Consider the following 23,822-nt stretch of genomic DNA (forward strand, 5'->3'; position numbering starts at 1 on the left):
CCGCGCCCGAAGGGGGCGGGACCGTATCGATGTGCGGCTCCGCCGCGTGGGCGCGGGCAACCGCACGACACCCGCACCCGCGGGACGGCAGGAACAGGGCAGACGCCTAGGCGCCCAGCGAGTCCAGCGCCACGCCGGGATCGGCGAGGGCATCCGAGGAGACCCGGACCTTGGTCCGGATCAGCCGCTGGATCGGCTCTGTGACGTCCCACACGTTCACGTTCATCCCGGCCAGCACCCTCCCCTCCTTCACCCAGAACGCGATGAACTCACGCTTCCCGGCGTCCCCGCGGACCACGACCTCGTCGTACGACCCCGGCGGCGCCCATCCGCTGTACTCCATGCCGAGGTCGTACTGGTCGGAGAAGAAGTAGGGCACCCGGTCGTAGACGACGTCCTGGCCGAGCATGGCCTTCGCGGCGGCGGGTCCGCCGTTGAGGGCGTTGGCCCAGTGCTCCACCCGCAGCCGGGTGCCGAACAGCTCGTGCGGGAACGAGACCACGTCACCGGCGGCGTAGATGTCCGGGTCGGAGGTGCGCAGCCGGTCGTCGGCGAGGATGCCGCCGCCCTGGGCCCGGTCGGCGATCTCCAGCCCGGCCGCCTCCGCGAGCGCGGTGCGCGGGGCCGCGCCGATCGCGGCGAGGACGGCGTGCGCGGGGTGCTCCTCCCCGTCGGAGGTCTGCGCCGCGAGGACCATGCCGTCCTGGCCGGTGATCTCGGTCAGCCGCGCCCCGAAGTGGAAGCGGACGCCGTGCTCGCGGTGCAGCTCGGCGAAGAGGTTGCCGAGCTCGGGGCCGAGGACGCCGTGCAGCGGGGTGGGCTCGGGCTCGACGACGGTGACCTCGGCGCCGTAGCCGCGGGCGGCCGCCGCGACCTCCAGGCCGATCCAGCCGGCGCCGGCGATCACCAGATGGCCGTTGTCGCGGCCGAGCGCGGTCAGGGCCTGCTTGAGCCGCTCGGCGTGGGCGAGGCGGCGCAGATGGTGGACGCCGACGAGGTCGGTGCCGGGGATGTCCAGGCGGCGCGGTTCCGCGCCGGTCACGATCAGCAGCTTGTCGTAGTGGACGAGGGTGCCGTCGTCACCGAAGCGGACCGTCCTCGCAGCGCGGTCGATCCGGTCGACGGTCTGGCCGAGGTGGAGTTCGATGTCGTTGCGCGCGTACCAGGCCGGTTCGTGCACGAAGACGCTGTCGCGGCCCTCCTTGCCGAGCAGGAACCCCTTGGACAGCGGGGGCCGCTCGTAGGGGTGGTCGCGTTCGTCGCAGATCAGTATCACCCGCCCCGAGAAGCCCTCCGCCCGGAGCGTCTCGGCCGCCTTGGCTCCCGCGAGACCGCCACCGACGATGACGAATGTCTGATCCGCGTCGACCACTTGATGCCTCCTCGTTGACGTAGCGCCACATGCGAGCCTCCCGCACGCAGCGTGATGGGGGAAGAGGGAGTGACCCGATCAGGCCACGGAGGGTCACGTACCTACGGTGTATGCCCCTGTCACGGGTACCCCGTCAGACGTGTGTGCAGCGACCGCGCGGACGCGTCGGTGAGGGAGGCGATCTGGTCGACGATCACCCGCTTGCGGGCGCGGTCGTCGCCGGCCCGGTCGAACAGCGCGCGGAACTGCGGGTCGAGGCCGTCGGGGGCGCGCAGGGTGAGCGCGTCGGCGAGTCCGGCGACGACGATCCGCTGGTCGGCGCGGATCCGGGTCTGTTCGTCGCGCTGCATGACGTACCGGTCGGCGACCGCCTTCAGCACCGCGCACTCCATGCGTGTCGCGCGCGGCACGACCAGTTCGGCGGAGTAGCGGGTGAGCCGGCCGCCGCCGTACGCGGCCCGGGTGGCGGTCTCGGCGGCCAGACAGAACCGGCCGATGAGCTGGCTGGTGGCGTCCTTCAGCCGGGCCTGGGCGAGGGCCGTGCCGTCGTAGCCGTGCGGCCACCACTCCTCGTCCTGGAGCCGGTCGAGGGCCTCGGCGAGTTCGGCCGGGTCGGTGTCCGCGGGCACATAGCGGCCGACGGCCACCGCGAACACGTCCTGCCGTTCCGGCTCGGCGTGCAGGAGGTTGGGGTCGATGTGCCCCGCGTGCAGACCGTCCTCCACGTCGTGCACCGAGTACGCCACGTCGTCCGACCAGTCCATGACCTGCGCCTCGAAGCAGGTGCGGGTGCCCGGGGCGTCCTTGCGGGCCCAGTCGAAGACCGGGCGGTCGTCCTCGTACACGCCGAACTTCTGCGAGCCGGGGGTGTCGGGGTGGGCGCCGCGCGGCCAGGGGTACTTGGTGGACGCGTCCAGGGCGGCGCGGGTGAGGTTCAGTCCGACGGAGCCGTCCTCGGTGAACCGCTTGGGCTCGATGCGGGTGAGGAGCCTGAGGGACTGGGCGTTGCCCTCGAAGCCGCCGCAGTCCGCGGCGAATTCGTTGAGGGCCTGTTCGCCGTTGTGGCCGAAGGGCGGGTGGCCGAGGTCGTGGGACAGACAGGCGGCCTCGACCAGGTCGGGGTCGCAGCCGAGGGCCGCGCCGAGCTCCCGGCCCACCTGGGCGCACTCCAGGGAGTGGGTGAGGCGGGTGCGGGGGCTGGCGTCCCAGGCGCTGCCGCTGGCGCCGGGGGTGACGACCTGGGTCTTTCCGGCGAGCCTTCTGAGAGCGGAGGAGTGCAGGACGCGGGCGCGGTCGCGCTGGAAGGCGGTGCGGCCCGGGCGTTTGTCGGGCTCGGGGGCCCAGCGTTCGGTTGCCGTGTCGTCGTAGGGGGTGCCAGCCATGGTTCGACAGTAGTGCGCCTGTGCGTCGGCGACGTGCTGTTGTGTCGCGGGTTCGTTCGCCGTGTGCCGTTGTGTCGCGGGTGCGGGTGGTTCGCGGCGGTCCCGCGCCCCGTCGGGCCGCCGCGCCCGCCCGCGTCGAGAAGGCCTCGGCGGTTCCGTGAACGATCAGGCGGCCGTCCTCACCCGCGTGGCGAGGGCCTGGTCGTAGCGGTGCAGGAGGAGGCGGGCCATCGCCGGGTGGGCGCCCAGGGGGGCCGCGGCGATGAAGGGGGCCGCGTTCGCGCACTCCGTCGCGAAGCGGCCGGGGGCGGTGAAGCAGGAGGCGACGGCGACGCGGTGGCGGCCGCGCGCGGTCAGGGAACGGATCGCGGCCGGGACGGTGGGCTTGGCGGCGCAGGCGTAGGCGGGGACGACCGGCACACCCACGCGCTCGGCGAGCAGGGCGGCGATCCGGCGCGTGCCCACGGCGGACTCGGGGTCGCGGGAGCCGGCGGCGGCCAGCACGACCGCGCTGGAGCGGCGCTCGGACTCGGTGCGCGGGGCGCGCCAGCCGGCCTCGGTCAGGCGCTCGTGGAGGGCCTCCACCAGCAGCGGGTGCGGGCCCAGCGGTTCGGCCACGTAGGTGTGCGCCCGTGCCTCGGCCGCCATCTCGGGGATGTCCTGCTTGACGTGGTAGCCGCGGCTCAGCAGCAGCGGGACCAGGACGGACTCGCCGGGCAGGGCGGCGAGGGTGTCCGTCAGCAGCGGCGCGTTGAGCTCGATGTGGCCGAGGTGGACGGCGAGGCCGGGGCGCAGCTCGCGGACCCGGTCGAGCAGTTCGCGCACGGTCGCCAGGGCCCGCGGGTCGCGGCTGCCGTGGGCGACCAGGACGAGCGCGGGCGCGGCCGGGCGGTGGCCGTCGAGCGGGGCGAGGCCGAGGCGGCTCGCGAGCTCGCCGCTGATCCGGTTCCTGAGATACGCCGTCATGCGGAGAGCCTGGCGTACGGAGATTGCGTGGCCGTTGCACGGCCGTCACGGGTGTTTTCCGCTGCTTCACGGAATGCCGGGGAGCGGTGTGAGGTGCGGCGCGGGACCGGTGCACGGTGAACCGGACCGCGGTGTGAGGTGCCGCGCGGTGAACCGGACCGGCGTGCCCGGCGTCCTCCCTTCTCGGGACCGGAGGGGACCGGTGCCGGATCGGAGGGTGGCCGGATGAAGATCGCGCGACCTCGGCTGCCGCGCACGCGTACCGGGTGGCGGCGCCTGACGCAGGCCGTGATGGCGGTCTGCGCGCTGGCGCTGCTGCCGTCGGCGTGGCTGCATCTCGTGACCGACGGACGGTTGCGTACGACGGCGGACGTGCCGCGCTCGGACGTGGCCGTGGTGTTCGGCGCCGGGCTGTGGAACGGGGAGCCGTCGCCGTACCTCGCGCACCGGCTGGACGCGGCGGCCGAGCTGTACCGCGCGGGGCGGGTGAAGGTCGTCCTGGTGACCGGGGACAACAGCCGCAAGGAGTACGACGAGCCGGACGCGATGCGCGCCTATCTGACCCGGCACGGCGTACCGGACCGGCGGATCGTGTCGGACTACGCGGGCTTCGACACCTGGGACTCCTGTGTGCGCGCGAAGAAGATCTTCGGGGTCGACGAGGCGGTGCTGATCAGCCAGGGCTTCCATGTCCGCAGGGCGGTGGCGCTGTGCGAGGAGGCGGGGGTGCGCTCGTACGGCGTCGGGGTCGACGAGCCGCACGACGCGACCTGGTACTCCGGCGAGGTCCGGGACGTCGTCGCCTCCGGCAAGGCCGCGCTGGACGCCCTGCTCGAGCCGGACCCGCGGTTCCTGGGGCGCAGGGAGCCCGGTGTGACGCGGGCGCTGCGGGACGCCGGCCGAGGGGTGTGAGCTCGCCCACGCCCGCGGAGGCCGGTGGGGCGTGTGACCTGGCACCTCACGGCGGGCGCGGGGCCCCGGGGAGGTCGCCGTGCGCTTCGTTTAACAATCAGCCGTCCTCCGCGTAACACGCCCGACCCACGCTGAGGTGCATGGAGACCACCTCGACGCCCACTCACTGCCCGTACTGCGCCCTGCAGTGCGGGATGAACCTGTCGCCCGCACGCGAGGGGGGCGTCGAGGTGACCGAGCGCGCCGACTTCCCGGTGAACCGGGGCGCCCTGTGCGGCAAGGGCCGCACGTCGGCGGCGGTCCTGGCGCCGGGCGTGCGGCTGACCACCCCGCTGGTGCGCTCGGGCGGGGTGCTGGTGCCGGCCGGCTGGGACGAGGCGCTCGACCGGATCGCCGGGTCGATGCGCGGCACGCGCGCCGAGCACGGCCCCGACGCGTGCGGGGTGTTCGGCGGCGGCGGCCTGACCAACGAGAAGGCCTACAGCCTGGGCAAGTTCGCCCGGATAGCGCTCGGCACCTCGCAGATCGACTACAACGGCCGGTTCTGCATGTCCTCCGCGGCGGCGGCCGGGATCAAGGCGTTCGGGCTGGACCGCGGGCTGCCGTTCCCCCTGGAGGACATCCCCCGCACCGGGTGCGTGATCCTGGTCGGCTCCAACCTCGTGGAGACGATGCCGCCCGCGCTGCGCTACCTCACCGAGCTCAAGGAGAACGGCGGCACGCTGATCGTCGTCGACCCGCGCCGCACCCGCACCGCCGAGCAGGCCGATCTGCATCTGGCCCCCCGGCCGGGCACCGACCTGGCGCTCGCGCTGGGCATGCTGCACCTGGTCGTGGCGGAGGGGCGCACCGACGAGGGCTACATCGGTGAGCGGACGACGGGCTGGGAGGAGGCCCGCGCGGCGGCGATGGCGCACTGGCCGGAGTACGTCGAGCGCATCACCGGCGTGTCCGTGCCCGAACTGCGCGAGGCGGTACGGCTGTTCTGCGAGCCCGAGGCGGCGATGGTGCTCACCGCGCGCGGACCCGAGCAGCAGTCCAAGGGCACCGACACCGTGGGCGCCTGGATCAACCTGTGCCTGGCCACGGGCCGCGCGGGCCGCCCGCTGTCCGGGTACGGCTGTCTGACCGGCCAGGGCAACGGACAGGGCGGCCGCGAGCACGGCCAGAAGGCAGACCAGCTGCCCGGCTACCGCAAGCTGGACGACCCCGAGGCGCGGCGGCACGTGGCCGCGGTGTGGGGCGTGGACCCCGACTCGCTGCCGGGGCCGGGGCGCAGCGCGTACGAGCTGCTGGAGGCGCTCGGCTCCGACATCAAGTCCCTGCTGCTGATGGGCTCCAATCCGATCGTCTCCGCGCCGCGCGCCGCGCACATCGAGGAGCGGCTGCGGTCGCTGGACTTCCTCGCGGTGGCCGACGTGGTGCTGTCGGAGACGGCCGAACTCGCCGACGTCGTGCTGCCGGTGACGCAGTGGGCGGAGGAGACCGGCACGACGACCAACCTGGAGGGCCGCGTCCTGCTGCGCCGCCGGGCGCTCACCCCGCCCGACGGCGTCCGCAGCGACCTGGACGTCCTGCACGGCCTCGCCGCCCGGCTGGGGGTGGAGAAGGGCTTCCCGACCGATCCCGAGGAGGTCTTCGAGGAGCTGCGGCGCGCGAGCGCGGGCGGGGTCGCGGACTACTCCGGGATCACGTACGGGAGGCTGGCGGAGGAGAACGGGGTGTTCTGGCCCTGCCCGGGTCCGGTGGAGCCGGGTTCGCCCGACGACGCCGGGGTCGCCGGGGATGGCTCGTCCGGTCCGCATCCCGGGACCCCGCGCCTCTTCCTGGACCGTTTCGCCACTCCGGACGGGCGGGCCCGGTTCGCCCCGGTCTCGCACCGGGCGATCGCCGAGGAACCCGACGAGGAGTACCCGGTGCTGCTCACCACCGGCCGGGTGGTCTCGCAGTACCAGTCGGGCGCGCAGACCCGGCGGGTGGCGGAGCTCAACGCCGCGGCGCCGGGCCCCTTCGTGGAGCTGCACCCGCGGCTGGCGGCCCGGCTGGGCGCGGCCGAGGGCGACCCGGTGGCGGTGGTCTCACGGCGCGGACGCGCGGTGGCACCGGCCCGTATCACCACGGCCATCCGCCCGGACACGGTGTTCATGCCGTTCCACTGGCCGGGCGAGGGCCGGGCCAACTCGCTCACCAACCCGGCCCTGGACCCGACCTCGCGGATGCCGGAGTTCAAGGCGTGCGCGGTGCGGCTGGAGGCGGTCGCGCAGGCCGGTGAACGACCCGTGCCCGGCCCGGAATTGACCCATGATTCCCGGGCCTGAATGCACCCCGTGGCGGGTCTTTGCGCCTCGTAGATTCGAGACATGACGACCTACCAGGTACCCCAGCGCATGAACTTCTCCGCCGTCGCCCCGAAGGTGTTCAAGGCGGTTCTGGCCCTCGACGCGGCCGCCCGGCAGGGCATCGACCCGGTCCTGCTGGAGCTGGTCCAGATCCGCGCCTCGCAGATCAACCGGTGCGCGTACTGCATCGACTACCACACCGGTGACGCGCGCAAGGGCGGCGAGAGCGAGGACCGGATCTACCAGCTGTCGGCGTGGCAGGAGTCGAGCCTGTACACGGAGAGGGAGCGGGCCGCGCTCGCCCTCACCGAGGCGGTCACGCTGCTGCCGCACGGCGTCCACGACGAGGTGTACGAGGAGGCCGCGCGCCACTTCGGGGAGCAGGAGCTGGCCCAGCTGATCGCGCTGGTCTTCACGGTGAACACATGGAACCGGATGAATGTGACGACCCGTAAGACGCCCGGCACGATGTGAGCGGCGGCGGCCCGGGGGCGGGTCAGCCGCCGCCCGGGAGGGGCCGCTCGCGGGCGAGCCAGTCGCCGCCCGCGATGAGCCGCCCGCGTGCCCGCAGCCGTACGGCGACGGAGGGCGCGGCGAGGTAGACCCAGGCGCGCACGGCGGTCCGGTCGGCGTCCCGGGTCACCTCGCGGGCGACCCGCTCGTAGAGGCTGCGGCGCGGGTCGCCGGGGACGTACTCCTCCAACCGGTCCAGTTCTTCGAGGAGTCGGCCGTAGGCCTCGGGCCGCGCGGTGACCAGTTCCCCGCTGACCTCTCCCCCGGCCTCCTCCACGGCGTAGGGGTAGCCGGGGCCGTCGTACAGCACCGCGCCGGCGAGCCGGGCGGGGTCCTCGGCGCGGGTGCGGCCGCGCAGGAAGGCGTCGTGGTTGGGCTCGCCGGGGCGGAGGGTGCCGTAGACGAAGAAGGGGAGGCGGCGGGGGCTGTCGGGCGTCACAGAAACGATTCTCACCTCTCACACACCTGCACGGAATCGCTATGGCCATGACAGGTGCACGACCCCTTGAATCTTGGTCACCTCCGCCGCCGTCCCCGTACGAGGAGACCCATGAGCCGGATACGGCCGTCCGCCGTCCGCCGTCTGTCCGCCGCCGCAGCCGTGGCCCTGCTGGCCGGGCTGCTGTCCCCCGCCGCCGGTGCGGCACCCGCCCCGACCGCCCTGGAGAACGCCGCCGCCGCGCTCAGCCGGCACGGCGGTGAACTCGGCCTCACCGACGCGCAGTCGGTGAAGGTCAGGGACGTGATCGTGGACGCGGACGGCACCCGGCACGTGCGCTACGACCGCACGTACCGGCGACTGCCCGTCCTCGGCGGGGACTTCGTGCTGCACCTGGCGCCGGACGGCCGGCTGACCGGCACCTCGCGCGCCACCTCTCGGCAGATCTCCCTGCCGGACGTCACCCCGGCACTGACCGCCGCGAGCGCCGCCGACCTGGCGGCCCGTGCCCTGCGCGCGACACGGCCCGGCTCGCTGCTGCGGCAGCTGACCTCCCGGCCCGAGCTGGTCGTGGACGCCCTGCACGGCGCGCCGAGGCTGGCGTGGCGCACCCGGGCCGCCGCCCTGGACGGCCGGGGCAACCCGGTCGCCCGCACCGTCCTGACGGACGCCACGACCGGGGCCCGGCTCGCCGCCTGGGACACGCTGGAGACCGCGTCGGGCGAGGGCAACTCCCTCTACGGCGGCACGGTGGCGCTGGAGACGACGGCGTCGGGATCGTCGTACCAGCTGAAGGACGGCGCGCGCGGCGGCACCTTCACGGGAGACGCCGCCGGCCAGTCCGACCTGTGCCTGCTGGGCACCCTGTGCCTGAGCCGCGCCCCTTCCACGGTCCTCACCGACACCGACAACCGCTGGGGCGACGGCACCACCGCCGACCGCGCCTCGGCGGCGGTGGACGCCCAGTACGGCACGGCGACCACCTGGGACTACTTCGAGAAGACCCACGACCGCAAGGGCATCGCGGGCGACGGCAAGGGCTCCTACAACCGCGTCCACTACGGCAACCGCTACGCCAACGCCTTCTGGGACGACACCTGCTTCTGCATGACGTACGGCGACGGCGACGGCACCCAGCTGGGTCCGCTGGTCTCCCTGGACGTGGCCGGACACGAGATGTCCCACGGAGTGACCTCGAAGACGGCGGCGCTGGCGTACTCGGGCGAGTCCGGCGGCCTGAACGAGGCCACCTCCGACGTATTCGGCACCCTGGTGGAGTTCCACGCGGCCAACGCCGCCGACCCCGGGGACTGGCTGATCGGCGAGAAGATCGTCCGCCCGGGCTTCGGCCGCACGGCCCTGCGGTACATGGACCGCCCCAGCCGCGACGGGAAGTCCGCCGACTGCTGGACCTCCGCCACCGGCAGCCTGGACGTCCACTACTCGTCCGGCGTCGCCAACCACTTCGCGTACCTCCTCGCGGAGGGCAGCGGCACCCGCACCCTGAACGGCGTCACCTACGACTCCCCCACCTGCGACGGCTCCACGGTCGACGGCATCGGCCGCACCGCCCTGGGCGCCATCTGGTACCGCGCCCTGACGGTCTACATGACGTCCTCGACGAACTACACGGGCGCCCGCACGGCCACGCTGAGCGCGGCGCGGGATCTGTACGGGGCGGGCAGCGCGCAGCACGCGGCGGTGGGCGCGGCCTGGAGCGCGGTCGGGGTGCGCTGAGGCGCCCGGCCCCGGCGGTCCCCGGCGGGGGAACGCCCCCGGGGCGCCGGTGGCGGGGACGGCCGCGGGGCGGCGCGGGCACCGCGCCGCCGCCGGTCACCCGTTCACCCCGTCGCCCTGCGCCCTTCGGGTGTTCTTCCGCGACACCTCCCCCTCACGGTCGTGACCTGCCGAAACGGGCTCCGGGGGGCACCCGCTGGGCGGCCGCGCGCGGCGTTTCTGACGGTGGGTCAGCAAGCGGGCCCGGCGTGCTGCCCTTTACCTCGGAGGAGCAGGGAAGAGCAGACCACCGATGCTCGTGAGGAGCGACCGATGCGACGTACCGCCCGGCTGCTGACCGGTGCCGCGCTCGCCGCCGCCGTCGGCGGGCCGCTCGCCGCACCTGCTCTGGCCGCGGGCGGGCTCGACGTGCTTCCGTCGTCCGTGGTGCCGGGCGGCGCGGTCACCGTGAGCACGGCCGCCTGCGGTGACGGCGGTACGGCGGCCGGTGACGCCAGCGCGGTCGGGGCGGGGCACTTCACCCTGGCGCCCGGCACGCACGAGGGCGAGGCGACCGGGCGGTTCAAGGTGCCGCCGAGCGCGCAGCCCGGGACGTACGAGATCGTCGTGGCGTGTGCCCGGGGCGGCCCCGAGGTGCGCGGCGACCTGGTGGTGACGCTGACCGCCGTGCAGCCGCGCGGCAGTGTGAAGACGGGGGTCGGCGGCGCGTTGGGCCCCGATCCCGTGCAGACCGCGGCAGGCGTGGCGGCTCTCGCCGTCGCCGCCGCGGGCGGTACCTGGCTCCTGCATCGCCGGGCGAGAGGCGACGGGATCTGACGGACACCCTCCGCTGTCCGTCCGCCGGTACCGCTTGTCCCCTCCCCCTCCGGGTCCGACCGCCCCCCACGGCCCGGAGGGGGCACGGGCAGGCCCCACGGGAGGTCAAGGTGCGCCGATACGGCACCGCCGCGACAGCGGCCGTCACCGTCATCGCCCTGTGCGCGGGCGCCTGGCTGCTGCACAACGGCGTCGCCACGCACGCCCCGCCGCAGCCCTCCGCGGCCGAGGCCAGCGCCGACACCGCCGCCGAGCCCGCCGCCCGCCCGCTGCCGCCGTCGCCGCCGGACCGCATCCGCATCCCCGCCATCCGCGTGGACGCGCCTCTGACGGGCCTCGGCCTCACCGCTTCCGGCAGCCTGGACGTGCCGCCCGCCGAGCGCGAGAACCTGGCCGGCTGGTACGAGGCCGGCACCACCCCCGGCGAGAGGGGCACCGCGATCGTCGCCGGGCACGTCGACAACGCGGACGGCCCGGCCGTCTTCTTCTCCCTCGGCGCGCTGAAGAAGGGCGGCGTCATCGAGATCGACCGGCGCGACGGCGGCACGGCCCGGTTCACCGTCTACGCCGTCGAGGTCTACCGGGCCGCGGACTTCCCCGACCAGAAGGTCTACGGCGCCGCGCCTTGGCCCGAGCTGCGGGTGATCACCTGCGGCGGCGGCTGGTCACGCGCGACCGGCTACCAGGGCAACGTCGTCGTCTTCGCCCGGCTCACCGGTGCCGTGCGCTGACCCGCCCAGCACGTTCTCCCTGCCCCACGCCCCGAGCGGCTCCAGCGCGGCGTCGAGGCTCTCGCCACGCGGCGTCAGGGAGTACTCCACCCTGGGCGGCACCTCGTCGTACTCCTCGCGGTGCACGACGCCGTCCGCCTCCAGCTCGCGCAGGTGCGCGGCGAGCACCTTCTCCGTGACGCCGGGCAGTTCGCGGCGCAGTTCGCCGAAGCGGTGCGGGCGGGTGCGCAGCGCCCACAGGATCAGCACCTTCCACTTGCCGCCGATCACGTCCATCGCCGCGTCGATCCCGCAGACGTACGACCCCGGCCGCCTGCCCGCCGTCCCGCCCGGGCCCCTGCCCGGCCCCGTCGCCATGTCCGGCCCCGTCCCCGTCGCCATGCCCGGTCTCCCTGCCTGGATGCTTTCCCGGCGGTAACCACCCACTCCGAAGTGCGTACTTGAGCGGGCCCGCCACCCTGATCGAGCCTAACCGGCATGACCGACACCGCACTTGCCCCGCTCACCGTCCTCGGCACCGGCGCCATGGGCAGCGCCCTGGTGCGCGCCTGGCTCACCGCAGGCCACCCCGTCACCGTCTGGAACCGCACCCCCGCCCGGGCCGAGGCGCTGGCCGCCGAGGGAGCCGCCGTCGTCGGCAGCGCGGCGGAGGCGGTCGCCGCGGGCGGGCCGGTGATCGTCTGCCTGCTCGACGACACCTCCGTCGGCGAGGCCCTGGAGCACACCGTCCTCACCGGCCGGGACCTGGTGAACCTCACCACCGGCACCCCCGCACAGGGCCGTGCCCGGGCCGCCTGGGCCGAGGCGCGCGGCGCCCGCTTCCTGGACGCGGGCATCATGGCCGTGCCGCCGATGATCGCCGACCCCGGCTCGGGGGCGTACGTGTTCTACAGCGGTTCGGCCGAGCTGTTCGAGGAGCACCGGGACACGCTCGCCGTACCGGCCGGGGCGGTCTTCACCGGCACCGACCCGGGCTTCGCGGCGCTGCACGACGTGGCGCTGCTCAGCGCCATGAGCGGCATGTTCGCCGGGGTGTTCCACGCCTTCGCGCTGGTGCGCCGCGAGAACATCGCGCCCGGGGAGTTCGCGCCGCTGCTCGAGGGCTGGCTCACCGCGATGGCGGGCCAGGTGCACGGCGCGGCCGCCCGGCTGGAGAGCGGGGAGTACACCGAGGGCGTCGTGTCCAACGCGGCGATGCAGGCGGCGGGCAACGCCACGCTGCTGCGCACCGCCGAGGAGCAGGGCGTCAGCCCCGAGCTGCTCACGCCGTACATGGCGCTGATGGACCGGCTGGTCGCCGAGGGGCGGGGCGCGGAGGACACCGTCGGGATGGTCGACCTGCTCGCGGGGCGCGCCGCCGGGTCCTGACGCCCGGCCCGGTCACCGCGGCCTGACGCCCGGCCCGGTCACCGCGTCCCGGCACCGCGCCCGCTCACCGCGTCCCGGGCACCGCGCCCGCTCACCGTGCACGCCCCCGGCGGATCAGGCGAGCCACTGCTCCCACGCCAGCTTCGCCACCAGCGTGAACACCACCGTCAGCAGCACGACGCGGACGAAGCCGCTGCCCTTCTTCAGGGCGGTGCGGGCGCCCAGCGTGCCGCCCACGAGGTTGAACACGGCCATCAGCGCGGCCAGCTGCCACAGCACGGCGCCCTGCCAGGCGAACATGGCGAGGGCGCCGGCGTTGGTGCAGCAGTTGACGATCTTGGCGGTGGCGGAGGCGGTCACCAGGTCGAGATGGAGGACGGCGGTGAGGGCGAGAACGAGGAACGTACCGGTGCCGGGGCCGATCAGCCCGTCGTAGAACCCGATGCCGAGGCCCGCCAGGCCGATCGCGGCGAGAATCCGGCGGCGGGTGACCGCGCCCGGCGCCGGGGCCGTGCCGAAGGCGGGCCGCAGGATCACGAACGCCGCCACCCCCAGCAGCACGACCATGATCACCGGCTTGAGGACCTCGGTGCTCATCCCGGCCGCGAAGAACGCCCCCGCCGAGGACCCGGCCAGCGCCGCGAGCCCGATCCGCACGGCCAGCCGGACGTCCACCGGCGCCTTGCGCGTGTACGTCACGGCGGCGCCCGTGGTGCCCACGATGGCCACCGCCTTGTTCGTGCCCAGCGCGTGCGCGGCCGGGGTGTTCCCCGGCAGACCCAGCAGCAGCGCCGGAAGAAGCAGCAGCCCGCCACCGCCCACCACGGCGTCGATCCAGCCGGCCGCGAGGGCGGCCAGGCAGAGCAGGGCGATCATGGTGAGAGGTATGTCGGGCATGGTCGGGACCCTACGGGACGGGATACATGCCCTGTCCACGTAGATCGGCGGGTTCAGAGCGTCCTCTGAGGTTCGGCCCGGTTCCCTCACATCGCGGCGCCCCGCATGCTGAGGGCAGAGTTCCCCCCGTGAAACAGACGTGATGCGACCGGGTAACACCCGCACCGCACGCTCGTTGACATGACCTCGAAATCGCGTGTGGTGGTGATCGGCGCCGGCCTCGCGGGCGTACGGCTCGCCCGGCGCCTGGCGGAGCTCGGCATGCCCGCGGTGCTCGTCGGCGAGGAGGAGCACCGGCCCTACAACCGGGTGCTGCTCGCCGAGGTGCTGGCCGGGCGCTACAGCCCCGACGTCATCGCGCTGCCCGCCCCGGCGGACCTGGTCCGCGCCCGGGTGACCGGGATCGACCGCGCGGCCCGCAAGGTGAACTGCGCGGACGGGGCGGAGATCGCATACGACACGCTGGTCCTGGCCACCGGCTCCAACCCGGTGCTGCCCCCGCTGCGCGGACTGTTCACCCCCGAGCACGTGCTCCCCGAGGGCGTCCACGCCTTCCGCACCCTGGACGACTGCCTGGGACTGTCCAAGGCGGTCCGCCCCGGCATCAGGGCCGTCGTCATCGGCGGCGGACTGCTCGGCGTGTCCGCCGCCCGCGCCCTCGCCCTGCGCGGCGCCTCGGTCGTCCTGGCCCAGCAGTCGGAACGGCTGATGGAGCGCCAGCTCGACCCGGCCGCCTCGCAGCTCGTGCACCGCCACCTCGTCGCGCTCGGCGTGGAGATCCACACCGAGTCCCGGGTCCGCGACGTGCGCTGCGTCGGCGGCGCCGTCCGCTCCGTGGAGATGCCCGACGGCTACGCCCTCGACGCCGACCTCGTCGTCCTGGCCTGCGGCGTCCACCCCCGGGTGGGCCTCGCCAAGGACGCCGGGCTCTCCGTGCACAAGGGCGTCCTCGTCGACGACGAGCTGCGCACCTCCGACCCGGACATCTTCGCCGTCGGCGACTGCGCCCAGCACGACGGCGAGGTCTACGGCCTCGCCGCGCCCGCCCTGGAGCAGGCCGACGTCCTCGCCGAGGTACTCGCCGGCCGCGCCGGTGCCCGCTACCGCGGCACCCGCGCCCTGACCCGGCTCACGCTCACCGGGCTCGACCTCGCCGCGTTCGGCGAGACCGTGCCCCTGCCGGGCGACGACGTCGTCCAGCTCGCCGACGCCACGCGCGGCACCTACCGCAAGGTCGTCGTCCGCGACGACCGCCTGGTCGGCGGGGTTCTCGTCGGCGAACTCGGCACCGTCGGCGCGCTGGCGCGCGCCTGGGAGGGAGCAGAGCCGCTCCCCGACGACGGCCCCCTGCTCCACCTGCTCACCAACGACGGAGGCTCCTCATGACCGCCACCCCGGGGGCCACCCCCACGATCGTGCTCGTCGGCCACGGCATGGTCGGCCAGTGCTTCCTCGAAGCCCTCGCCGAGCGCGGTCTCACCGCCACCCACCGCGTCGTCGTCCTGTGCGAGGAGCCGCGCCCGGCCTACGACCGCGTCCAGCTGACCTCGTACTTCTCGGGCACCTCGCCCGAGGAGCTCTCCATGACCGACATGGAGTTCATCAAGGCCCACGGCATCGAGCTGCACCTCGGCGACCCGGCCGAGACCGTCGACCGCGAGGCCAAGAAGGTCACCGCCCGCTCCGGTCTCGTCGTCGACTACGACATCCTCGTACTGGCCACCGGCTCCTACCCGTTCGTGCCGCCGGTGCCGAACAAGGACGCCGCCGGCTGCTTCGTCTACCGCACCATCGACGACCTGCTGGCCATCGAGGACTACGCCAGGACCCGCACCACCGGCGCGGTCGTCGGCGGCGGTCTGCTGGGCCTGGAGGCCGCGGGCGCGCTCAAGGGCCTCGGGCTCGACAGCCACATCGTGGAGTTCGCCCCCCGGCTGATGCCCGTCCAGGTCGACGACGGCGGCGGCGCGGCGCTGCTGCGCACCATCGAGGGCATGGGCCTGTCGGTGCACACCGGGGTCGGCACCCAGGAGATCCTCACCGGCGACGACGGCTCGGTGACCGGTATGAAGCTGTCGGACGGCTCCGAACTCTCCGTCGACCTGGTGGTGTTCAGCGCCGGTGTCCGCCCCCGCGACCAGCTCGCCCGCGACTGCGGCCTGACGGTCGGCGAGCGCGGCGGCATCACGGTCGACGAGCAGTGCCGCACGGTGAACGACCCGAGCGTGTTCGCCATCGGCGAGTGCGCGCTGGCCGCGGACGGCCGGGTCTACGGCCTGGTCGCGCCCGGCTACGAGCAGGCGAAGACCGCCGCCGCGACCATCGCCGCCGACGAGGCCTCCTTCACCGGCGCCGACCTCTCCACCAAGCTGAAGCTGCTCGGCGTGGACGTGGCCTCCTTCGGCGACGCCCACGGCGCCACCGAGAACTGCCTGGACGTCGTCTACTCCGACTCCCGCTCGGGCCTGTACAAGAAGCTGGTCATCGGCAGCGACGGCACCCTCCTCGGCGGCATCCTGGTCGGCGACGCGGAGGCGTACGGCACGCTGCGGGCCCTGACCGGCACGGTTCCGCCCGTCGCCCCGGAGAGCCTGGTGCTGCCGGCCGGCTCCGGCGAGGCCGTGCAGCTCGGCCCCGGCGCGCTGCCGGACGACGCGATCATCTGCTCCTGCCACAACGTCACCAAGGGCGCGATCCGCGGCGCGGTCACCGACCACCAGTGCACGTCCGTGCCCGAGGTGAAGAAGTGCACCAAGGCCGGCACCGGCTGCGGCAGCTGCATCAAGGTCCTCGGCCAGCTCGTGGACGCCGAGCTGGAGGCCGGCGGCATCGTGGTCGACAAGGGCCTGTGCGGCTGCTTCTCGCAGACCCGCGAGGAGCTCTACGAGATCGTCCTCGCCCTGCGGATCAACTCCTACCAGGACCTGCTCGACCGGCACGGCCGCGACAGCGCCCGCGGCGGCGACGGCTGCGAGGTGTGCAAGCCCGCCGTCGGCTCGATCATCGCCTCCCTGGCCCCGACCATCGGCGCGAGCGGCTACGTCCTCGACGGTGAGCAGGCCGCCCTCCAGGACAGCAACGACCACTTCCTGGCGAACCTCCAGAGGAACGGCTCGTACTCGGTCGTCCCGCGGATCGCCGGCGGTGAGATCACCCCGGAGAAGCTGATCGTCATCGGCGAGATCGCCCGCGACTTCGGCCTCTACACCAAGATCACCGGCGGCCAGCGCATCGACCTCTTCGGCGCCCGCGTCGAACAGCTGCCGCTGATCTGGACCCGGCTGGTGGACGCCGGTTTCGAGTCCGGCCACGCCTACGGCAAGGCGCTGCGCACGGTGAAGTCCTGCGTCGGCTCCACCTGGTGCCGCTACGGCCAGCAGGACTCGGTCCGCATGGCCATCGACCTGGAGCTGCGCTACCGGGGCCTGCGCTCCCCGCACAAGCTGAAGTCGGCGGTGTCCGGCTGCGCCCGCGAGTGCGCGGAGGCCCAGTCCAAGGACTTCGGCGTGATCGCCACCTCCAACGGCTGGAACCTCTACGTCGGCGGCAACGGCGGCGCCACCCCGCGCCACGCGGACCTCCTCGCGCAGGACCTCTCCGACGCCGAACTGATCCGTCTGATCGACCGGTTCCTGATGTTCTACATCCGCACCGCGGACCGCCTGGAGCGCACCTCCACCTGGCTGGAGCGCATCCCGGGCGGCCTGGACCACGTCCGTGACGTGGTCGTGGAGGACTCCCTCGGCATCTGCGAGGAGCTGGAGTCCCTGATGACCGACCACGTGGCGAACTACCGCGACGAGTGGGCCGAGACCATCAAGGACCCGGAGAAGCTCGCCCGGTTCGTGTCCTTCGTGAACGCGCCCGACACCCCCGACCCGGTCGTCGGCTTCGTCCCCGAGCGGGACCAGATCAAGCCCGACCTCCCCCTGCTCACCATCGGCCACCGTCCCCTGGAAGGGAGCGCCCAGCGATGACCCTGGCACTCGAGACGACCGACCTGAAGGTCGAGATCCGACTGGCCTCCGAATGGCTGGCGATCTGCGAGCTCGGCCGGCTGCTGCCCGGCCGGGGTGTGGCGGCGCTGCTGCCCGACGGCAGCCAGATCGCCCTGTTCCGCGACCGGGCGGGCCGGGTGTACGCCATCGACAACCGCGACCCGTTCAACGGCGCCGCCGTGCTGTCCCGCGGCCTCATCGGCACCCACGAGGGCCGCGCCTACGTCGCCTCGCCGCTGCTGAAGCAGCGCTTCGACCTGGAGACGGGGGCCTGTCTGGACGACGACACGGTCAGCGTGCCGACGTACGAGGTCCGCACGTCCTGACCTGCTGAGGAAGCCAGGCGTGCGAGGCGCGCACCCACGCCGACGGGTGCGCGCCTCGCCGTGTGCGCCCGGCGCCGGCGCTCAGCCGGCCCGCCCGTAGGTGCCGTGGGCGTGCGGGAGCGGCCGGGTCTCCAGGTAGAACCACTCCGAGGTGGGGCCGGGCACCGGCGACGGGCTCACGAGGTCGGGCCACTCCCCGTCGTCCCCGGTCTCCGGCCAGGGCGGACCGTCCACGGACGGGGTCGGTCCGGACGGCGACGGTCCGGACGGCGACCGGGGCTGTTCCGCGCCCGGTTGCTGCTGTTCCGCCGCCGGTTGCTGCCGTTCCGCCGCCGACTGCGGCTGCTCTGCCGCCGGTTGCGCCCGCTCCTCCACCGGTCGGGGCTGCTCGTCCGCCTGCCGGGGCATCAGTACGTCCACCAGGACTCCCGCGCCCCGCTGCTGGGCCGTGAACTCGTCGATCTGGGTGCGGCAGGCGTGGTCCAGGTGGGTCACCGCGCTCAGGTCCAGCCGGATGCGGGGCCGGCCGGAGGCCGCGGCCTGCTCCAGGCCCTCGATCAGCCGGGGCAGCCGCAGGAACGTGGCGTTGCCCGCCACGACGACCTCGGCGGTGTCGTCCGCGGTGCGCAGCCGCACGACGGCCTGGGACATCCGCAGCGCGGCCACCACCACGCCGGCCAGCAGGCCGACGAGCACGCCCTCCAGCAGCGCGGTGACGGTGATGACGGCGGTGGTGAGCGTCATCACCGCGAACTCGGCCCGGTCGGCCCGCCACATCTTCGGGAACTCCTCCGGTGCGAACAGCTTCCAGCCGCTGTGCACCAGCACCCCGGCCAGCACCGAGATCGGGATCAGCGCCAGGACCTGGGGCAGCAGCAGTGCGAAGGCCAGCAGCCACACACCGTGCAGGGTGCGGGAGATCCGGGTCTTCGCCCCGGCCTGGACGTTCGCCGAACTGCGGGCGACGACCGCCGTCACGGGCAGTGCGCCCAGCAGTCCGGCGACGGTGTTCCCCGCGCCCTGGGCGAGGAGCTCGCTGTTGTACTTCGTACGCGGCCCGCTGTGCATCCGGTCCACGGCCGCCGCGGTGAACAGGCTCTCCGCCGACGCGATCACCGTGAAGGTGAGGACGGCGGTGACGATCCCGGCGTCGGCGAGCAGCGCGAACTGCCCGGGTCCCGGCACGTCCACCGCGTCCGCGAGGTCGCCGACCTGGAGCGTCCTGACGTTCACGCCCGGCAGCGCGGCGACCGCGATACCGATGCCGACGGCGACGAGGGCGGCCGGGATCCTGCGGACCGGTCCGGGCACCTTCTTCCAGGCGAAGCTGAGCAGGATCGTGACGACGCCGAGGCCCGCCGCGATCGCCGCCTGCGGATCGGCCGCGACACCGGCGGCCAGCGCGGGGACACCGGCGATGTTCTCGACCGGTGTGCCGGGGGCCTTCGCGTCGGACATCGGATACAACTGGCTGAACATCAGCGGCAGTCCGATGCCGGCGAGCATGCCCTGCACGACGGCGAGGGAGATCGCCTGGAACATCCGGCCGAGCCGCACCAGCCCCAGCACGATCTGCAGGACGCCGGAGCCCAGGACGATCACCCCGAGCGCCGCCACCCCGTGCTCGGCCACCGTCTCGGCCACCAGTGCCGCCAGCCCCGCGGCCGGACCGCTGACCTGGAGGGTGCTGCCCCGCGCGGCCCCGACCACGAGCCCGCCGACGACCCCGGAGACGATGCCGAGCTCGGCGGGCACCCCGGAGGCGACGGCCACGCCGATGCACAACGGGAGGGCGACGAGGAAGACGACCAGGGACGCGGTGATCTCGGTACCGAGGTCGACACCCCCCTTGCGCGGCGCGCGGGCACCCCCGGTTCCGGAGCCGGCCCCGCGCTTCGGAACCTCCGTGCCGGAGCCGGCCCCGCGCCGCGGATTCTCCGCGGCGGACCCGGCGGACCCGGCGGACCCGGTGGCGCGCGGCGGGCGGGAGCGGCGCCGCGCGTGTGCCCCGCTCACGAGCCGTGCACCCGGAACAGACCGTCCTCGTCCAGCTCGTGGACCCGCCCGGAGTCCACCTCGTAGTACCAGCCGTGCAGCCGCAGCCTCCCGGCCTCGGTCCGCCGGTGCACGGCCGGATGACCGCGCAGCACGTCGAGCTGGTGACGGATGTTCAGCTGGACGACCTCCCGCAGCGCGGGCTCCGGCGGCCCGCCCACCCCCTCCAGCGCGGGCCGGACCATGTCCAGCCAGGCGTCCACCCGGGGCAGTGCGGACAGGTCGGTGCCGTGCCGCAGCGCACCCATGGCACCGCAGTGGGAGTGGCCGCAGACGACGACGTCCTGAACGCCCAGCACCTCCACCGCGTACTCGATGGTGGCGGCCTCCCCACCGGCGGTTCCCTGTGCGTCGTGGGGCGGCACGATGTTGCCCGCATTCCGCAGCTCGAATATCTCTCCCGGGCGCGCTCCGGTGATGAGCGCGGGAATCACCCGCGAGTCGGAGCAGGTTATGAAGAGTGCCTCGGGAAATTGCCCGACGGCCAGTTTCCGGTATTCGTCACCCTCGAAGTCCACACGCCGCTTGAACGACCGGGCGCGGTCCAGCAATGCCTTCATCATGCCTCCAGACACGGGTCCGAACAGGTCCGACGACCGTAGGAGGGGCAAATGCAGAGGAAGGTTAGAGGAATGCCAAAAGACTGGACGCAAGCGGTTTCTGAGGGTCATTTCACATTGCCTCGGATTTACTGCCGAAGGCCGGGATCCTCCTTGTAGCGTGTCGAACCCCGTCCCCCATTCATGGAGAGACACGACGCCATGGGCGTACGAGTGCTGCTCATCGAGGACGACGAGACGATCGCCGACCCGCTCGGCGAAGGACTGCGGGGCTACGGACTGACGGTCCGCCATGTCCCCACCGGAGCGGAGGGGCTGCGCGGTCCGTACGGCGATGTCGTGCTGCTGGACCTGGGACTGCCCGACATGGACGGCATCGATGTGTGCCGCGGCATCCGGCGGACCTCCGACGTGCCGGTCATCATCCTCAGCGCGCGCGGCGAGGAGGCCGACCGGGTGCTGGGCCTGGAGCTCGGCGCCGACGACTACCTGGCGAAGCCGTTCAGCGTGCGGGAGCTGGTCGCCCGCATCCGGGCCGTGCACCGGCGCCGTGGACCGGCCCGGGAGACGCCGCACGAGGGGGAGCCGGAGCGGGCCGCGCCCGGCCCGCTCGTCGTGGACCGCCGCACCCGGCAGGTGTGGGTGGGCGAGGAGCAGGTGGCGCTGACCCCGAAGGAGTTCGAGCTGCTGGCGCTGCTCGCCGAGGACGCCGGAGCGGTGTACTCCCGGCAGCAGATCCTGGACCGGGTCTGGGACGAGCACTACGACGGCCCGACCAGGACCCTGGACGTCCATGTGGCCACGCTGCGCCGCAAGCTGGGCGAGCCGGGGTGGATCCGTACCCTGCGCGGGGTCGGTTTCCGCCTTGCGGTCCAGACGCCCGAGCAGGGCCCGCCGCGGGGCGCAGCATGACCCGCCGGCTGCTGCTGAGCTATGTCGGCCTGGCCACGATCGTGCTGCTGTGCCTGGAGATCCCGCTGGGGATCGTGCACTCGCGGACCGAGCGGGCGCGGATCGTCGAGGCGGCCGCCGCGGAGGCCGAGGCGGTCGCCGCGTACACGGAGCTGTCCCTGGCCTCCGGCCGGCCCGGCGCCCTGGCCGAGCGGGTCGCGCACTGTGCGCGACGCATCGGCGGGCGGGTGGTGGTCGTCGGCACGGACGGCGGGGTGCTGGCCGCGGCCCCCGGTGCCCCGCCCGCCGGACCACCGGGCCGGGCGGGGCACCCGGACCTGACGGCGGCGCTGCGCGGCCGGCCCGCCACGGATGTGCGCGCCTCCTGGCTCGGCGGGGTCGGGCATCTGTCGGTGGCCCGGCCGGTCGGCGCCCGGGCGGCCCTCGGTGCCGTCCGCATCACCCTGCCGACCGAAGCGGTGAACGCCCGGATCATGCGGGTCTGGCTGCTGCTGGCCCTGGCGGGACCCGTGGCGCTCGCGGGGGCCGTGGCGGCGGCGTTCTCCTTCGCCCGCTGGGCCGGCCGTCCCATCCGGCTGCTGGAGGAGGCCGCGCACCGGCTGGCCGAGGGCGGCCCCGTCTCCGGCGTTCCGGTGAAGTCGGGCCCGCCGGAGGTGCGCAGCCTGGCGGCCGCGTTCAACACGACGGCCGCCCGGCTGGAACACCTCCTGGCCTCGCAGCGCGCCTTCGCGGGCGAGGCCTCGCACCAGCTGCGCACCCCGCTGGCGGCGCTGCGGCTGCGCCTGGAGAACCTCGAACCCGCCGTGGCCCGGCGCGCCCGGCCCAGCCTGGCCGCCGCGATGACCGAGACCGACCGGCTGGCCAGGATGGTCGAGGACCTGCTCGCCATGGCCCGCCTGGAGGAGGACGAGACCGTGCCCGGCCCGGTCGACGTGGGCGCGGTCTGCGCGGAACGCCACCGCACCTGGCAGCCGCTGTTCGCCCGCGAGGGCGTGTCCCTGGTGCTGTTCGCCGGGAGCGTGGGCCCGGTGCTGGCGCTGGCGGGCGCGGTGGAGCAGATCCTGGACAACCTGCTGTCCAACGCCCTGCGGGCCTCCCCGGCGGGCAGCACGGTCACCGTGGAGCTGCGGCTGCACACCCCCGCCCGCCGCCCGTTGCGGGACAGCCGCCCGTGCTGGGCCGACCTCCATGTGACGGACGAGGGTCCCGGTATGACGGCCGAGCAGCGGGCCCGCGCCTTCGACCGGTTCTGGCGCGCCCCGCAGGCCCCGAAGGGCGGCGCGGGCCTGGGCCTGACCCTGGTCCGGCGGCTGGCTCGCGCGAGCGGCGGCGAGGTCACGCTGCGGGAGGCGGCCACCGGCGGGGTGGACGCGGTGGTCCGGCTGCCCTCGGCCCGCCCGCCCGGCCCGGAGCCGAGCGCGGGCAGGGCGGACCAGCCCGGACGCAGGGTGCCCGCCCTGCCCGCGTGACCCGACGCCGGGCGTGGTCGTCGGCGTGGCCGATGCACCAGTGCCAGCCCTGCCCGCCTGAGCCGTCGCGGCTACTCGCAGGCGGCCCCGTCGCCGTCCCGGTCGAGATGCCGGCCGTAGCCGGGGTCACCGGCGTACAGCGGTGCGGCTCCGGCGGCACGGGCCGCGGTGCAGTTGGCGTAGTAGGCGGAGGTGCCGGAATCTCCCGACCCGGAGTCGTCGGACCCGGAGTCGGCGGCGGCCTCGGCGGTGACGGTCTCCGTGACCTCGGTCCTGACGGTCCTCGTCACGGTCTCGGTGACCGTGGGCGCGGCCTCGGCCCGGGGCGTCTCGGTGACGGTGGCCGTCACGGTGGCGGTGACGGTCGGCGCGGGGGTGCCCACGGCCGCCGCGGCACCGGCCTTCTCGCCGTCCCCGCCGCCCGCTCCCATCCCGATCCCGATCAGCAGCGCGAGCCCGAGCGCGGGCAGCACGAATCGCTTGCGGGCCCACCGGGGCGCCGGGGCCGGCACCCCGGGCGCGGGGTGCGGCATCGGCGGGGTGGTGTACGGGTTGCTCATGTCGTCGCCCCCAGAGGTGTCACGTCGGACACTGCTGTCACTTCGGGCGACGACCGTATGTCCACCCCGGGGCAAGTGAAGGACTTGTAATGGTTTCGTGACCGTGCGTGAAGGCTTTGCCGTACGGCGAAGCGTCATGGATTGTCCATGGACCGTCCACCGAGCGCGTCTAGGGTCCATCAGCGCACGGCCCCGTCGTCTGCCCGACGGCGGGCGGTCACGGCACCCCTTTGGAGTGAGCGTGGAACGTCGTACCCTCCTGCGCGCGGCCGTCCTCGGTGGTTCCTCCGCCGTGTTCGGCGGGACCCTGTGGCGCGGGGGGGGGGGGGGGGGGGGGGGGGGGGGGCGGAGGGGGGGGGGGGGGGGGGGGGGGGGGGGGGGGGGGGGGGGGGGGGGGGGCCCGCTTTTTTTTGTTCTTTTTGGTTCTCAACCCCCCCCCACCGGGTTTGAAGGCCCCTGCTTTTTCCCTT

Annotated in this window: 21 protein-coding genes; 12 read left to right on the forward strand and 9 right to left on the reverse strand. The window is 74.1% G+C overall.

The window, feature by feature from the left end:
* Window positions 1-106: 106 nt before the first annotated feature.
* From ACZ6SQ_RS06140 to ACZ6SQ_RS06150, 3 genes are all read right to left on the reverse strand, one after another.
* A complete protein-coding gene (locus ACZ6SQ_RS06140) occupies window positions 107-1,372 on the reverse strand; it encodes an NAD(P)/FAD-dependent oxidoreductase (protein ID WP_469557164.1) in 1,266 nt (421 codons plus the stop codon).
* Window positions 1,373-1,491: 119 nt separating this feature from the next.
* On the reverse strand, window positions 1,492-2,754 hold the full coding sequence (locus ACZ6SQ_RS06145; RefSeq protein WP_469557166.1) for a deoxyguanosinetriphosphate triphosphohydrolase: 1,263 nt from the start codon (window positions 2,752-2,754) through the stop codon (window positions 1,492-1,494).
* Between the two features lie 165 nt (window positions 2,755-2,919).
* Entirely contained in the window at window positions 2,920-3,720 is an 801-nt protein-coding gene (locus ACZ6SQ_RS06150; protein WP_469557168.1) for a sirohydrochlorin chelatase, read from the reverse strand.
* 225 nt (window positions 3,721-3,945) lie between these two features.
* Between ACZ6SQ_RS06150 and ACZ6SQ_RS06155 the strand changes: the two genes are divergently transcribed.
* The 3 genes from ACZ6SQ_RS06155 (at window position 3,946) to ACZ6SQ_RS06165 (ending at window position 7,445) form a co-directional block, all read left to right on the forward strand.
* Window positions 3,946-4,632 (forward strand): SanA/YdcF family protein, encoded by a 687-nt coding sequence (locus ACZ6SQ_RS06155; RefSeq protein ID WP_469557169.1) that lies wholly within the window; start codon window positions 3,946-3,948, stop codon window positions 4,630-4,632.
* 140 nt (window positions 4,633-4,772) lie between these two features.
* Window positions 4,773-6,950, forward strand: coding sequence for a molybdopterin oxidoreductase family protein (locus ACZ6SQ_RS06160; RefSeq protein ID WP_469557170.1), 2,178 nt, complete (start codon window positions 4,773-4,775; stop codon window positions 6,948-6,950).
* A 42-nt stretch (window positions 6,951-6,992) separates the two neighbouring features.
* Entirely contained in the window at window positions 6,993-7,445 is a 453-nt protein-coding gene (locus ACZ6SQ_RS06165) for a carboxymuconolactone decarboxylase family protein (RefSeq protein WP_469557172.1), read from the forward strand.
* A gap of 22 nt (window positions 7,446-7,467) precedes the next feature.
* On the opposite strand, the gene ACZ6SQ_RS06170 is transcribed toward ACZ6SQ_RS06165, so the two are convergent.
* A complete protein-coding gene (locus ACZ6SQ_RS06170; RefSeq protein ID WP_469557174.1) occupies window positions 7,468-7,923 on the reverse strand; it encodes a gamma-glutamylcyclotransferase family protein in 456 nt (151 codons plus the stop codon).
* Between the two features lie 111 nt (window positions 7,924-8,034).
* Here ACZ6SQ_RS06170 and ACZ6SQ_RS06175 point away from each other — a divergent pair, with 111 nt between their 5' ends.
* From ACZ6SQ_RS06175 to ACZ6SQ_RS06185, 3 genes are all read left to right on the forward strand, one after another.
* Complete coding sequence (locus ACZ6SQ_RS06175; RefSeq protein ID WP_469557176.1) at window positions 8,035-9,660, forward strand: M4 family metallopeptidase; 1,626 nt, start codon at window positions 8,035-8,037, stop codon at window positions 9,658-9,660.
* 312 nt (window positions 9,661-9,972) lie between these two features.
* Window positions 9,973-10,476 carry a hypothetical protein gene (locus tag ACZ6SQ_RS06180; RefSeq protein ID WP_469557177.1) on the forward strand — a complete coding sequence of 168 codons (504 nt, stop codon included), beginning with the start codon at window positions 9,973-9,975 and terminating at the stop codon, window positions 10,474-10,476.
* Between the two features lie 110 nt (window positions 10,477-10,586).
* Complete coding sequence (locus ACZ6SQ_RS06185) at window positions 10,587-11,207, forward strand: class F sortase (protein ID WP_469557179.1); 621 nt, start codon at window positions 10,587-10,589, stop codon at window positions 11,205-11,207.
* Here ACZ6SQ_RS06185 and ACZ6SQ_RS06190 read toward each other — a convergent pair.
* The gene (locus tag ACZ6SQ_RS06190; RefSeq protein WP_469557181.1) at window positions 11,142-11,588 is read right to left on the reverse strand and encodes a winged helix-turn-helix transcriptional regulator; all 447 of its coding nucleotides are present in this window, start codon (window positions 11,586-11,588) and stop codon (window positions 11,142-11,144) included. The genes ACZ6SQ_RS06185 and ACZ6SQ_RS06190 overlap by 66 nt on opposite strands.
* A 96-nt stretch (window positions 11,589-11,684) precedes the next feature.
* Here ACZ6SQ_RS06190 and ACZ6SQ_RS06195 point away from each other — a divergent pair, with 96 nt between their 5' ends.
* Window positions 11,685-12,575 carry an NAD(P)-dependent oxidoreductase gene (locus ACZ6SQ_RS06195; protein WP_469557182.1) on the forward strand — a complete coding sequence of 297 codons (891 nt, stop codon included), beginning with the start codon at window positions 11,685-11,687 and terminating at the stop codon, window positions 12,573-12,575.
* Window positions 12,576-12,689: 114 nt separating this feature from the next.
* On the opposite strand, the gene ACZ6SQ_RS06200 is transcribed toward ACZ6SQ_RS06195, so the two are convergent.
* Complete coding sequence (locus ACZ6SQ_RS06200) at window positions 12,690-13,472, reverse strand: sulfite exporter TauE/SafE family protein (RefSeq protein ID WP_469557184.1); 783 nt, start codon at window positions 13,470-13,472, stop codon at window positions 12,690-12,692.
* A gap of 180 nt (window positions 13,473-13,652) precedes the next feature.
* On the opposite strand from ACZ6SQ_RS06200, the gene ACZ6SQ_RS06205 reads away from it, so the two are divergent.
* Genes ACZ6SQ_RS06205 through nirD form a run of 3 tightly spaced genes read left to right on the forward strand, consistent with a single transcriptional unit; the run spans window position 13,653 to window position 17,796 of the window.
* Complete coding sequence (locus ACZ6SQ_RS06205) at window positions 13,653-14,858, forward strand: NAD(P)/FAD-dependent oxidoreductase (RefSeq protein WP_469557185.1); 1,206 nt, start codon at window positions 13,653-13,655, stop codon at window positions 14,856-14,858.
* Entirely contained in the window at window positions 14,855-17,449 is a 2,595-nt protein-coding gene (gene nirB, locus ACZ6SQ_RS06210) for a nitrite reductase large subunit NirB (protein WP_469557187.1), read from the forward strand. Before ACZ6SQ_RS06205 ends, nirB begins: the two co-directional genes overlap by 4 nt.
* A complete protein-coding gene (gene nirD, locus ACZ6SQ_RS06215; protein ID WP_469557189.1) occupies window positions 17,446-17,796 on the forward strand; it encodes a nitrite reductase small subunit NirD in 351 nt (116 codons plus the stop codon). Before nirB ends, nirD begins: the two co-directional genes overlap by 4 nt.
* Window positions 17,797-17,877: 81 nt before the next feature.
* On the opposite strand, the gene ACZ6SQ_RS06220 is transcribed toward nirD, so the two are convergent.
* Complete coding sequence (locus ACZ6SQ_RS06220; protein WP_469557191.1) at window positions 17,878-19,812, reverse strand: SulP family inorganic anion transporter; 1,935 nt, start codon at window positions 19,810-19,812, stop codon at window positions 17,878-17,880.
* Window positions 19,809-20,411 carry a carbonic anhydrase gene (locus tag ACZ6SQ_RS06225; protein WP_469557229.1) on the reverse strand — a complete coding sequence of 201 codons (603 nt, stop codon included), beginning with the start codon at window positions 20,409-20,411 and terminating at the stop codon, window positions 19,809-19,811. The genes ACZ6SQ_RS06220 and ACZ6SQ_RS06225 overlap by 4 nt, the downstream gene beginning before the upstream one ends.
* A 201-nt stretch (window positions 20,412-20,612) precedes the next feature.
* Here ACZ6SQ_RS06225 and ACZ6SQ_RS06230 point away from each other — a divergent pair, with 201 nt between their 5' ends.
* Both ACZ6SQ_RS06230 and ACZ6SQ_RS06235 read left to right on the forward strand, forming a co-directional pair.
* On the forward strand, window positions 20,613-21,323 hold the full coding sequence (locus tag ACZ6SQ_RS06230; RefSeq protein WP_469557230.1) for a response regulator transcription factor: 711 nt from the start codon (window positions 20,613-20,615) through the stop codon (window positions 21,321-21,323).
* Window positions 21,320-22,792, forward strand: a complete 1,473-nt coding sequence (locus ACZ6SQ_RS06235; RefSeq protein WP_469557193.1) for a sensor histidine kinase — start codon at window positions 21,320-21,322, stop codon at window positions 22,790-22,792. The genes ACZ6SQ_RS06230 and ACZ6SQ_RS06235 overlap by 4 nt, the downstream gene beginning before the upstream one ends.
* A gap of 71 nt (window positions 22,793-22,863) precedes the next feature.
* Here ACZ6SQ_RS06235 and ACZ6SQ_RS06240 read toward each other — a convergent pair whose 3' ends face one another.
* Window positions 22,864-23,352 carry an excalibur calcium-binding domain-containing protein gene (locus tag ACZ6SQ_RS06240; RefSeq protein ID WP_469557195.1) on the reverse strand — a complete coding sequence of 163 codons (489 nt, stop codon included), beginning with the start codon at window positions 23,350-23,352 and terminating at the stop codon, window positions 22,864-22,866.
* Window positions 23,353-23,822: the final 470 nt, after the last annotated feature.

The organism is Streptomyces sp. NPDC048600, assembly GCF_055587025.1.